The organism is Streptomyces sp. NPDC026394, assembly GCF_055567735.1.
The window spans coordinates 543,411-554,714 of record NZ_JBVHPX010000002.1; the positions used below are offsets into that span (position 1 = coordinate 543,411).

9 protein-coding genes are annotated in these 11,304 nt (G+C 72.0%); 3 read left to right on the forward strand and 6 right to left on the reverse strand.

Features of this window, described 5'->3' with window-relative positions:
* Positions 1 to 76: 76 nt before the first annotated feature.
* Together ACZ4QV_RS06555 and ACZ4QV_RS06560 are read left to right on the forward strand one after the other, a co-directional pair.
* On the forward strand, positions 77 to 1,483 hold the full coding sequence (locus ACZ4QV_RS06555) for a vWA domain-containing protein (protein WP_361582488.1): 1,407 nt from the start codon (positions 77 to 79) through the stop codon (positions 1,481 to 1,483).
* A 50-nt stretch (positions 1,484 to 1,533) separates the two neighbouring features.
* The gene (locus ACZ4QV_RS06560) at positions 1,534 to 3,501 is read left to right on the forward strand and encodes an FHA domain-containing protein (RefSeq protein ID WP_467762635.1); all 1,968 of its coding nucleotides are present in this window, start codon (positions 1,534 to 1,536) and stop codon (positions 3,499 to 3,501) included.
* Between the two features lie 135 nt (positions 3,502 to 3,636).
* Here ACZ4QV_RS06560 and ACZ4QV_RS06565 read toward each other — a convergent pair whose 3' ends face one another.
* Entirely contained in the window at positions 3,637 to 4,746 is a 1,110-nt protein-coding gene (locus tag ACZ4QV_RS06565) for a methyltransferase domain-containing protein (protein WP_467762636.1), read from the reverse strand.
* 74 nt (positions 4,747 to 4,820) lie between these two features.
* On the opposite strand from ACZ4QV_RS06565, the gene ACZ4QV_RS06570 reads away from it, so the two are divergent.
* On the forward strand, positions 4,821 to 5,225 hold the full coding sequence (locus tag ACZ4QV_RS06570; protein WP_467762637.1) for a globin: 405 nt from the start codon (positions 4,821 to 4,823) through the stop codon (positions 5,223 to 5,225).
* 136 nt (positions 5,226 to 5,361) lie between these two features.
* Here the strand turns inward: ACZ4QV_RS06570 and ACZ4QV_RS06575 are convergent, their stop codons facing one another.
* The 5 genes from ACZ4QV_RS06575 to ACZ4QV_RS06595 form a co-directional block, all read right to left on the reverse strand.
* Positions 5,362 to 6,222 (reverse strand): DUF8010 domain-containing protein, encoded by an 861-nt coding sequence (locus ACZ4QV_RS06575; RefSeq protein ID WP_467762638.1) that lies wholly within the window; start codon positions 6,220 to 6,222, stop codon positions 5,362 to 5,364.
* Positions 6,219 to 6,680 carry an acyl-CoA thioesterase gene (locus tag ACZ4QV_RS06580; protein WP_361144412.1) on the reverse strand — a complete coding sequence of 154 codons (462 nt, stop codon included), beginning with the start codon at positions 6,678 to 6,680 and terminating at the stop codon, positions 6,219 to 6,221. Before ACZ4QV_RS06580 ends, ACZ4QV_RS06575 begins: the two co-directional genes overlap by 4 nt.
* A 5-nt stretch (positions 6,681 to 6,685) precedes the next feature.
* The gene (gene ettA / locus ACZ4QV_RS06585) at positions 6,686 to 8,350 is read right to left on the reverse strand and encodes an energy-dependent translational throttle protein EttA (protein ID WP_361144415.1); all 1,665 of its coding nucleotides are present in this window, start codon (positions 8,348 to 8,350) and stop codon (positions 6,686 to 6,688) included.
* 601 nt (positions 8,351 to 8,951) lie between these two features.
* Entirely contained in the window at positions 8,952 to 10,358 is a 1,407-nt protein-coding gene (locus ACZ4QV_RS06590) for a Cys-Gln thioester bond-forming surface protein (protein ID WP_361144419.1), read from the reverse strand.
* Positions 10,359 to 10,648: 290 nt separating this feature from the next.
* Positions 10,649 to 11,302, reverse strand: a complete 654-nt coding sequence (locus tag ACZ4QV_RS06595; protein ID WP_467762704.1) for a single-stranded DNA-binding protein — start codon at positions 11,300 to 11,302, stop codon at positions 10,649 to 10,651.
* Positions 11,303 to 11,304: the final 2 nt, after the last annotated feature.

Consider the following 11,304-nt stretch of genomic DNA (forward strand, 5'->3'; position numbering starts at 1 on the left):
CGCCCGCCCAGGTGTCTCTTCACCGCCGCGACGACTGCGCTGCGGAGCCTCGCGGCGGCACAAAGGAGCGGAACAGATGGCCAATTTCTCCAAGTCCGGCGTGCCGCGGTTCGCCGCCGAGGTGTACCAGAACGCGTACCTGCCCGAGGGCGGGCGCGAGGTGAACGCCATCGTCACCGTCACCGCCACCGGGGGCGGCACCAGCGGTCGGCTGCCGCTCTTCGCAGCCGGTACGGACCCAGCCGGGAGCGGGAGCGGGGCCGGAACCGGAACCGGAGCCGGGGCCGGAGCCGCCCGCAGCCACGGCGGCGTACGGCACGCCGGCGTCGTGATCATGGTGGACTGCTCCGGCTCGATGGACTACCCGCCCACCAAGATGCGCAACGCGCGCGACGCGACGGCCGCCGCGATCGACACCGTACGGGACGGCGTCGCCTTCGCCGTGGTGGCCGGTACGCACCAGGCCGCCGAGGTCTACCCGGGCGGCGGGCGGCTCGCCACCGCCGGCCCGACGACCCGCGCGCAGGCCAAGGAGGCACTGCGCAAGCTGAGCGCCGGCGGCGGCACCGCCATCGGCACCTGGCTACGGCTGGCCGACCGGCTGCTGGCCGACGCGGACGTCGCCGTCCGGCACGGCATCCTGCTCACCGACGGACGCAACGAACACGAGTCGCCCCAGGAACTGCGCGCCACCCTCGACGCCTGCGCCGGCCGCTTCACCTGCGACGCCCGCGGCGTCGGTACGGACTGGGAGGTCAAGGAGGTCACCGGCGTCGCCTCGGCGCTGCTCGGCACGGCCGACATCGTCGCCGACCCGGCCGGGCTGGCCGCCGACTTCACACGGATGATGGAGGCCGCGATGGGCAAGGAGGTGGCGGACGTCACCCTGCGGCTGTGGACCCCGCAGGGCGCGCAGGTGGCCTTCGTGAAACAGGTGGCACCGGCCGTCGAGGACCTGACCGGCCGCCGTACCGAATCCGGCCCGCGGACCGGCGACTATCCGACAGGTTCCTGGGGCGACGAGTCCCGCGACTACCACGTGTGCGTACGCGTCCGGGCCGCCGAAGTGGGTCAGGAGATGCTGGCCGCGCGGATCTCGCTCGTCCTCCCCGCACCCGACGGTGGCACGCAGACCCTGGCCCAGGGGCTCGTACGCGCGATCTGGACGGACGACATGACCGCTTCGACCAGTATCAACCCCCACGTCGCCCACTACACGGGACAGGCCGAACTGGCCCAGGTCATCCAGCAGGGACTGGATGCCCGCAAGTCGGGCGATGCGGACGGCGCCACGGCGAAACTGGGCCGGGCCGTGCAACTGGCGAGCGCGTCCGGGAACGAGGACACTGCGAAACTGCTTGCGAAGGTGGTGGACGTCGTCGATGCGGCGACCGGTACTGTGCGACTGAAGGCGAAGGTCACAGAGGCGGACGAGATGACGCTCGAAACGCGCTCGACCAAGACAGTTCGCGTCAAGAAATAACAACTAGACGTACTACCGAACACAATCGGTACTGAGGGGGAAGATCCGACATGCCGACCTGCCCGAACGGCCATCAGTCGGTGGCCGAAGACTGGTGCGAGGTGTGCGGCCACCGGATGGCGGGCGCTGTTCCCCCGCCGCCCTCCCTGCCCGCGGGATTCCTCAACACCCCTCCGGCCGGCCAGCCGACTCCGCCGCCGTCCGCTCCGCAGGGCGGCCCGGGCCCCCGGAACGGCCCCGGGGCCCCCGGCGACACCGGCGCTCCCGGAACCCCCGGCGCTTCCGGCGCTTCCGGCGCTTCCGGCGCTCCCCAGGGCGGGCAGGGCTTCCCCGGCCAGACCCCGCCGCCTCAGCAGCCCCTCTCGCCACAGCAGGCCCCTTCGCCGCAGCAGACCCCGCCGCCGCACCAGGCTCCGGCCCCCCAGCCCCCGCTTCAGCAGGCTCCGCCCCCTCAGGCCCCGCCCGCGCCCGCACCGCAGGGCCCGATGGGCCAGGGCCCCGGCCCGGCTCCCGCCCCCGGCCCGCACGGCAGCCAGGGCGGTCACGGCAGCCAGGGCGGTCAGGGCGGCCCGGGCTCCCAGGGTGGCCAGGGCGGCTACGGCTTCCCGCCCCCGGCCCCGGCTCCCGGCCCGAACACCCCGGCGCCCCCTCCGCAGCAGGGCTTCGGCCCCGGCCAGCAGTCCCAGCCGGGCGCCCAGCCGGAACTGTGTCCCCAGTGCCGTACGCCGCGCGAGGCGATGGCCCCGTTCTGCGAGGAGTGCCGCTACAACTTCCTGACGCACTCGGCCACCTCGTACGCTCCGCCGCCCCCCGCCCCGCTGGGCGGCCCGGGCTCCCAGGGCGGCCAGGGCGGTTACGGCTTCCCGCCCCCGCACCAGGGCTCGCCCACCCCGCCCCAGCAGTACGAATACCAGGGCTCCCGCCCGTCGCAGATCAACCGCCCCGCCGAACCGCTCTCCCCGGACCAGTCGGGCCAGTTCGGCTCGCCCGACCAGCCCGGTCCTTTCGGCCGGCCCGACCAGCCGGGTCAGTTCGGCGCTCCCGACCAGCCCGCCCCGTTCGGCAACCCCGCACCCAGCGGCCAGCCCGGCCAACCCGGCCCGCACGGAGCCCCCGCCAGCCGGCCCGGTCCGACGCGCCCGCCCCGGGCAGCCGACGACGACTGGCCGCTGCCTCCCCCCAACTCCCAGTCTTCTCCCCAGTCCCCGCCCCAGACTCCGCCTCCGCAGCCCGCGCAGCCGGGGCCGCAGGGCGGCCAGGACCACAGCCAAGGCGGTCACGTCAGCCAAGGCGGTCAGGGCGGCCCGGGCTCCCAGGGTGGCCAGGGCGGCTACGGCTTCCCGCCCCCGCACCAGGGCCCGCCCACCCCACCCCGGCAGCAGGGCCCGTACGAGCCCCAGCAGCCTCCCCAGCAACAGCCGCCGCAGGCCTCGTACGACCCCCAGGCCGCCCAACAGGTTCCGCCGCAGGCTCCGTTCGAGCCGCAGCAGCCCGCCCCCTTCGGCCAGCCGCCGCAGCAGCCGGACGCACACCAGCAACCGCAGCCCGACCAGCAGTGGAACCAGCCCGCACCGGGGCCCGCCGCCCCGCCCGGACCGCCGCCGGTCGTCGGTGACGGTTGGGTCGTGGCGATCGCCCCCGACCGCGAGTACTTCATGGCGATGATGGGCCGCAGCGGCCCGGAGGCGGCCGGCCTGAACCTGCCCGCCTACTCCCCGGAGCAGCAGATCCCGCTCACCGGGACCCAGATCGCCATCGGCCGCCGCCGGCACAGCACGGGCGAGTCCCCGGACATCGACCTGGGCCGTCCCCCGGAGGACCCGGGCGTCTCGCACCAGCACGCCCTCCTGGTCCAGCAGTCCGACGGCAGTTGGGCCGTGGTCGACCAGAACTCCACCAACGGCACCACCGTCAATCTCGCCGAAGACCCGATCCAGCCCTACGTCCCGACCCCTCTCCACGAGGGCGACCGCATCCACGTGGGCGCCTGGACCACCATCACCGTCCGCCGGGCCTGACGACGGCAGTCCCCCGGCAGACAGGCCAAGGCCCGGAAAACGGCAGAAGGCGCCGGCTTCAGTGCACCCGCTGCGGCCGGCGCTTCCTGCTGTCGGACACCGTTCCCGCGAGATGCGGGGCAGCATCCATCCGTCCTAGCTCCCTGGCAACACCCACCGGTGCGGGCCCTCGGGAGAATCGAGCCACGCGTACTGACCAGTGCCGTGCACGGTGACGCCGAAGCGTTCCCGAGGGGGGCGGTTCTGCTGGTGCCACAGGGTGTGGGCTTCTTGCGGGGTGAGGGTGTCGGCGGTGAGGGTGCGGAGGAAGTGGAAGCGGTCGTCGCGGAGGGCTTCGCGGGGGAGGTGGTGGCGGCTTCGGTGTCGTCCGCCGCATTCGGCGGGTGGGCCGGGCTGCTCGGGGGCATCGGGGTGGGGCGGCTGTGCGGTGGGGTCGGGGCGGGCTCGCAGGGGGACGAAGTAGGCGGGGGTGGCCAGGAAGCGGCCCTCCGCCCGTACGGCATCGGGGTCCGTCACGCGGAGCGCGATCAGGCCGGTCGCCAGAGGAGCCAGGATCAGGGCTCCGGGGACGGACTGCGCGATCCACGCCGGCGGGACGGCGGGCAGGGCGCAGGTGGCGATGATCCGGTCGTACGGTGCGCGTTCCGGGCAGCCCCGGGCGCCGTCGCCGGTCACCACGGTGGGGCGGTGTCCTGCGGCGGCCAGCCGGTCGCGCGCCGGGCCGGTGATCTCCTCGTCCAGGTCGACGGTGGTCACGTGCTCCGCGCCCAGCCGGTGGGAGAGCAGGGCGGCGTTGTAGCCGGTGCCCGTACCGATCTCCAGGACGCGGCAGCCGGTGTCCGAGGGCTGCTTCTCGGCCTCCCCTGTCTCCCTGGCCTCCTTCGCCGCTTCGATCTCTTCGACGCGCAGTTCTTCCAGCATGATCGCCATCAGCGACGGCTGGCTGCTGGTCGACACCAGCTCGCCGTCCCGCATGTACGTCGCCAGCGCCCCGTCGGTGTAGACGCCTTCCAGCCAACGTGCCCGTCGCGCGGGGTCGGGATCGGAGCCGGAGAGCCGCTCGTAGCCGCGGGGTGTGGCCACGAAGTAGTACGGAACGAAGAGGTGCCGCGGAACCTCTTGGAAGGCGGCCCGCCAGCGCGGGTCGCCGAGGTGGCCACCCGCTCTGATCTGCCGGATCAGCTCGGCGCGGGCCGCGGCCGTCGGCTCGTGGTCCGGCTGCTGACCGGACGGTGTACCGCTCATGTCTCCACTGTCCTACGTCGCAGGTCCTCGGCCGAGCACGCCGGCACCGCCGAGTCGTCTGACACCATGGACGGGTGAACAAGATTCCGCGCGGCACGCTTCAGGAACAGACTTTTTACGAGCAGGTCGGTGGCGAGCCGACGTTCCGCCGCCTGGTGCACCGTTTCTACCAGGGGGTGGCCGAGGACCCGCTGCTGCGGCCGATGTACCCGGAGGAGGACCTGGGCCCGGCCGAGGAGCGGCTTGCGCTCTTCCTCATGCAGTACTGGGGCGGCCCCCGTACGTACAGCGACGGCCGTGGCCACCCGCGACTGCGGATGCGGCACGCTCCCTTCACCGTGGACCGCGCCGCCCACGACGCCTGGCTCAAGCACATGCGGGACGCGGTGGACTCTCTGGAGCTGTCCCCCGAGCACGAGACGCAGCTGTGGAACTACATGATGTATGCGGCGGCGTCGATGATCAATACGGCTGAGTGAGGCCGTAGCGGCTCAGGCCGACGCGGGTGGGGCGTCGGGGCGGGGCGTGAGGACCGGGCGTGTCCTGTCCGGTCGGCCTCTGCCCACCGGCCTCTGCCCGCCCACCCCGCGCTGACGTGGCCTCCTGGCGGACGTCTCAAGCGGGTGTCACCGGGAGCGCCGACGGCCCGCCCGTGCGGACCGCGACCGACCCGTACGGTGTCCGCAGCCGTAGCCAGCCGCCTGCGGCCAGCAGGGTCAGCGCTGGCGGTTCCGCCAGTGCGGCTCCTGCTCCCGCGGAGCCGGAGCAGGAACCGGAGCCGGAACCGCGGCCATCGCCCGCCAGCCCGTGAGCGCCGGCCTGCGCCTCGACCCGGACGGGACGCAGGAAGCCCAGGGACTGCGCGGCGTGCGCGGCGCGCAGCGGCAGGTGGGTGTCGCCCAAAGTGCGGGACCAGATCTCGCGGCCGATGCGGTCGCGCTCGGCGCGCGTCCGGCGTTCCGGCGGCAGCGCCTCGTCCCGGGCACGGAACTCGGCGACGGCGAGTGCGACAGTCCTGCCCAGCGCCTGCGGCGAGGGCAGTCCCGGCATCTGCTGCCAACCGCCCCGGGGCGGCAGGACGCCGGCCCACGGCGGGCCGGTGACGGCGGCGGGCAGCGTCAGGCTGTCCGCCGCCTCGTCGATGCCTTCGAGCAGGTCTCCGGCGGAGACGGTGAGGTCGAGACCGGCGGCGGGAGAGGCACCCGTACCGGCTTGCGGGCCGGTACTGGTCTGCCGACCGGTACCGGTCTGCGGGCCGGTGCCGGTGCCGGCCCCGCTGCCGGGGGGCCCGGTCGGCGCCAGGCGTGCCGTACGGATCGCCAGCACCTCGAACGACGGCGGGCGCCCGAAGACGGCGAGCACCCCGCCGCCCGCCTGCAACCGCACCGCGGCGGCACGGTCGTAGTGAATCAGCCGGGCCAGGAAGGCGGCGAGATCCGCCGCCTCCCCGGCATCGGCCAGGCGCAACGCCGTCATGCGGCGACGGCCCCCTCCTGCTGCTGGGCGCCGTCCGCGTCGTCCGCGCCGTCCGGGTCGTCCATGTACTCCTTGAGGAAGGACTTCTCCTCGGCGGTGATACGGCGGGGCCGCTCCGCGCCGAAGTCGTACGGGACGACGACGGTCGAGGCGCGGACGTACACCGTGTCCTCGTCCTTGATCTCGTAGGCGATCGTCATCGACGCGGCGCCTATCTTCGTCACCCACGACTCGACGGTCACCGGCGCGTGCCGGTGCACCAGCGGCCGTACGTAGTCGATCTCATGGCGGGCCACGACGGACCCGCCGGAGAAGGACGTACTGCCCTCGCCCGGCGCCAGCCGCCACATGAAGTCGATCCGCGCCTCTTCCAGGTAGCGGATGAACACCGCGTTGTTGACATGGCCGAAAGCGTCCATGTCGGACCAGCGCAGCGGGCAGGAGTACAGGTGTCGCACGCGGCTCAGCCCCGGGTGAGCTTCTTGTACGTGGCGCGGTGCGGACGAGCCGCGTCCGGGCCCAGCCGCTCGACCTTGTTCTTCTCGTACGACTCGTAGTTGCCCTCGAACCAGAACCACTTGGACTCGCCCTCGTACGCCAGGATGTGCGTGGCGACGCGGTCCAGGAACCAGCGGTCGTGGGAGACGACCACGGCGCAGCCGGGGAACTCCAGCAGCGCGTTCTCCAGCGAGGACAGGGTCTCGACGTCGAGGTCGTTGGTCGGCTCGTCGAGGAGCAGCAGGTTGCCGCCCTGCTTGAGGGTGAGCGCCAGGTTCAGGCGGTTGCGCTCACCGCCGGAGAGCACACCGGCCGGCTTCTGCTGGTCCGGGCCCTTGAAGCCGAACGCCGAGACATAGGCGCGGGACGGCATCTCGACCTGGCCGACGTTGATGTAGTCCAGTTCGTCGGAGACGACGGCCCACAGCGTCTTCTTGGGGTCGATGTTGGCGCGGTTCTGGTCGACGTAGGAGATCTTGACCGTGTCGCCGACCTTGATGCTGCCGGAGTCCGGCTCCTCCAGGCCCTGGATCATCTTGAACAGCGTGGTCTTGCCGGCGCCGTTCGGGCCGATGACGCCGACGATGCCGTTGCGCGGGAGGGTGAACGACAGGTCGTCGATGAGGACCTTGTCACCGAACGCCTTGTTGAGGTTCTCGACCTCGACGACGATGTTGCCCAGCCGCGGGCCCGGCGGGATCTGGATCTCCTCGAAGTCCAGCTTCCGGGTCTTCTCCGCCTCGGCCGCCATCTCCTCGTAACGGGACAGCCGCGACTTGGACTTGGCCTGGCGGCCCTTGGCGTTGGAGCGGACCCACTCCAGCTCTTCCTTCAGACGCTTCGCGCGCTTGGCGTCCTTCTGGCCCTCGACCTTCAGGCGGGTCTGCTTCTTGTCGAGGTAGGTGGAGTAGTTGCCCTCGTACGGGTGCGCACGGCCGCGGTCGAGCTCAAGGATCCACTCGGCGACGTTGTCGAGGAAGTACCGGTCGTGGGTGACGGCGACGACGGTGCCGGCGTACTGGGCGAGGTGCTGCTCCAGCCACTGCACGGACTCGGCGTCCAGGTGGTTGGTGGGCTCGTCGAGGAGGAGCAGGTCGGGGGCCTCCAGCAGCAGCTTGCACAGCGCGACGCGGCGCTTCTCACCACCGGAGAGGTTGGTGACCGGCCAGTCACCGGGCGGGCAGCCCAGCGCGTCCATGGCCTGCTCCAGCTGGGTGTCCAGGTCCCAGGCGTTGGCGTGGTCCAGGTCCTCCTGGAGCTTGCCCATCTCCTCCAGCAGCGCGTCGGAGTAGTCGGTCGCCATCAGCTCGGCGACCTCGTTGAAGCGCTTGAGCTTGTCCATGGTCTCGCGGGCACCGTCCTGGACGTTCTCCAGGACCGTCTTGGACTCGTCCAGCGGCGGCTCCTGGAGGAGCATCCCGACGGAGTAGCCCGGGGAGAGGAACGCGTCGCCGTTGGACGGCTGCTCAAGACCGGCCATGATCTTCAGCACCGTCGACTTGCCGGCGCCGTTGGGGCCCACGACACCGATCTTCGCGCCCGGCAGGAAGTTCAGCGTCACGTCGTCAAGGATGACCTTGTCGCCGTGCGCCTTACGCGCCTTGCGCATCGTGTAGATGTACTCAGCCAAGAGAAACCGTCCGGCAGTCTGGATCTGTCATGGTCAATGCGGCTCCGCCGCGTGGGCCGATGAGCGGCTCCGCCGCGCGAGGGCAGATACACCCCATCTTGCCGTACGGCCAGCCCGCGAAGGAAACGAGTACCTCGGGGGCACGGGGATTCGGGGTGGTGGGGCGGGTGGCGGTGCGGGTGTCGGGGCGGGCGTCGCGGTGGGGTGGCGGGCCGTGGGTGCCAGGTCCTGAGCCTTGGTCCCGGCCGGGCTTGCCGCCGCGCAGAAGGACTCTGCGGGGCGTCACCCCTCCCTGACACCTTGATCCCGGGCGGGAACGCCGCCGCCCTCCGTGGCCGAGGAGCGGTTTCGCTCGGCCACGGAGGGCGGTGGGTGGTGCGCGTACGGTCATGGGCGGCCGGGGCCGAGGCCGTGGGCGCGCCTCGTCAGACCGGGGTCAGGGCTGCGGCGCACTTCGTCAGACCGGGGTCAGGGCCCCGGCGCACCTTGTCATGCTGGGGTCACGGCGGCCGGAGCGTGCCTTGTCACTCCGGGTTCCGGGGAGCTTCCGCGCCCCGGAACCCGGGTGACGTCCGTACCTCGGTGATCTCGGTGACCTCGGTTACGGGGTGACGCCCGCCTTCTTCTTGCGCAGGAAGAAGACCGCGCCGCCGCCGACGACGACCAGTGCGGCCGCGACGCCCGCGATCACCGGGGTGGCGTTGCTGGAGCCGGTCTCGGCGAGGTCGCCGCCCGCGCCGCCGCCGGTGCCGCCGGCGCTGGTGCCGCCGGCCGAGGCCGGGCTGGGCTGCGAGGAGGGCTTGCCGGGAGTGGTGCCGGCGGTCTTGCAGTCGAGGACGCCGGTGAAGGTCTTCTTGAAGCCGCCCTCACCCGCGATCGTGATCTCGTACGCCTGGTCCTCGCCGACCGGGACGGTGATCGTCTCGGACTTGCCCGGCGCGATCACGTGCTCCTTGCCGGAGAGCTGGAACTTGAACGGCGCGTCGCCCTTGTTGGAGGCCGTGACGTCCACGCCGCCCTTGGAGCAGTTCTTCTCCGCGGTGACGGCCGGGGCCGCGCCCTCCTTCTTCCAGGAGGCGGTGGCGGTCGCGGTGGCGGTGGACTCGCTGGAGCCGGCCAGGATCATGGTCTGGCTCTTGACGGTGCCGACGCTGCCGGTGAAGGCGCGACCGACCGAGACCTTCGTGGCGGCCTGCGCGGTCAGCGAGGCGGCGCCGTCCTTCGTGCCGGCGGGCACGTCGAAGAAGAGCTTGGTGCCGTTGACCGCCTTGGTGACGGGCTTGCCGTCGGCGCCGACCACCTTGACACCGGCGGGGGTACCGGCGGCCGGGGAGACGGTCACGCTGTTGGCATTGGTGCGGACCGTGACCGGGCCGAGCTTGCTGCCGGACTTGCCGGAGACGGCCGGCGAGTCCAGCTTCAGCGACGCCTCGGGCTCGGCGAGGCTCTTCGCGTTCTTCTCCAGGTAGTCGGCGAGCTTCTCGGCCGCGGGATCGACGGCGTCGACCTTCACGTGGTCGGAGAAGCGCCAGATCGCGACCTGGGTACCGGCGGCAGCGGTCTTCTCGCTCAGGCTCCCGGCACCGGCCTTCTGGGCGAGCGAGGCCAGGTCGTTGACCTGCGGGTAGGAGTTCTGCAGGATCCAGCGGATCTTGCCGGCGTCCTGGTTGTCGTGCAGCGACGAGGCGCTCCAGGGCACCTCCTTGTACTTCGCCAGTTGCTGCGTCGGCGTGCCGATGTCGATGCAGTACGTCTGGAGGGTGCCGCCGTTGTCGACCTTCATCTCGAAGAGCCCGGCGCCGATCCGCTGGTCGTGGCCGTCGGCGTGCAGGACTGCCTGACCGTAGGTCTTCAGACCGTCGAGCGTCGCACTGGCGCCGCCGTGGACCGGCGCCGCGTCGTCAGCCGCGGCGGGACCCGCGGTGGCTATCGCGCCCGCCGCGACCAGGCCCGACGCCAGGACCGCGGCGGCAAGGCGGGCTGCGCCCCGCCTCTTCACTGAAAGCATGAATTTCCCCTCTGGGCGAGGCGGGATCGATTGGGGAGTTGCCTCGCCGGAATGAACCCAAAGAACTCAACAGCCGAATAAGTCAGGCCCCCGTGAGTACTCGTGAGTACCCGACGGATCCTAGAGAGCGGGCGCAACACGATCCCCCGCAATACCGTCCTATAAGCGATCCGAATCGCAATCGTTACCGACCACACCCCCCTTGACCTGGCAATATCGACAAATCACCGGGACTTTCCGGGCACTGATAGCTTCTCCGGCGTACTGCGCATCGGGGATGCGGCAGAGGGTCAGGCCGAGGCAATACCGCCCTTCTCGCGAGTGGGTGTCGGGGGCGGCGACGACCAGTCAGGTTCGGTATCGGACACGGAGTCTGGGGGCGTTGCGAAGTCTGCGGGGATCGGGGAGGCAGAGGGCGATGGGGAAGCGGCGGGCGTCGGGGAAGCGGCGGGCGCTGGAGAGACTGAGGGCTCTTGTGGGGACGGAAGGGATGGAGAGGGCGCCGGGAGCGGAGGGGCCGCGGCCTCGGTGGCCCCTCCCCCGCCACCCGGTCGGCCGTTCGGCGGCGTGGGATCCGTACCCGTCCGGTTGATCCGCCGGAAGGCGGAGGTGCCACGCGACAGGTCGTGCCCGACGGCCACGGCGTCCACCTCGACCGACACCCGCCGCTGTCCGCCCTTCTCCTCGGGCAGGTCCCGCTCCCACACCCGCATGCGGCCGTGCACGACGAGGGGTTCGCCGCGCGAGACCGAAGCGGCCAGGTGGTCCGCCAGCGACCGCCACGCGCGGACGGTGTAGAAGCTCGGGTCCCCGTCGACCCAGCACCGGCGCTCCTTGTCCCAACGCCGCGCGGACGTCGCCAGACGGAACCGCGCCGCCGAATCACCGGTCGTCGTCAGCCGGTGCTCCACCGCCGTCGCGGCGTTCCCCACCAGCGTCACCATCG

Bases quoted from the DNA above. Each gene is read 5' to 3' on its own strand.
- ACZ4QV_RS06590 (WP_361144419.1), bottom strand. From the start codon at position 10,358: ATGCTTTCAGTGAAGAGGCGGGGCGCAGCCCGCCTTGCCGCCGCGGTC.
- ACZ4QV_RS06560 (WP_467762635.1), top strand. From the start codon at position 1,534: ATGCCGACCTGCCCGAACGGCCATCAGTCGGTGGCCGAAGACTGGTGC.
- ACZ4QV_RS06595 (WP_467762704.1), bottom strand. From the start codon at position 11,302: ATGGTGACGCTGGTGGGGAACGCCGCGACGGCGGTGGAGCACCGGCTG.
- ACZ4QV_RS06575 (WP_467762638.1), bottom strand. From the start codon at position 6,222: ATGACGGCGTTGCGCCTGGCCGATGCCGGGGAGGCGGCGGATCTCGCC.
- ACZ4QV_RS06565 (WP_467762636.1), bottom strand. From the start codon at position 4,746: ATGAGCGGTACACCGTCCGGTCAGCAGCCGGACCACGAGCCGACGGCC.
- ACZ4QV_RS06555 (WP_361582488.1), top strand. From the start codon at position 77: ATGGCCAATTTCTCCAAGTCCGGCGTGCCGCGGTTCGCCGCCGAGGTG.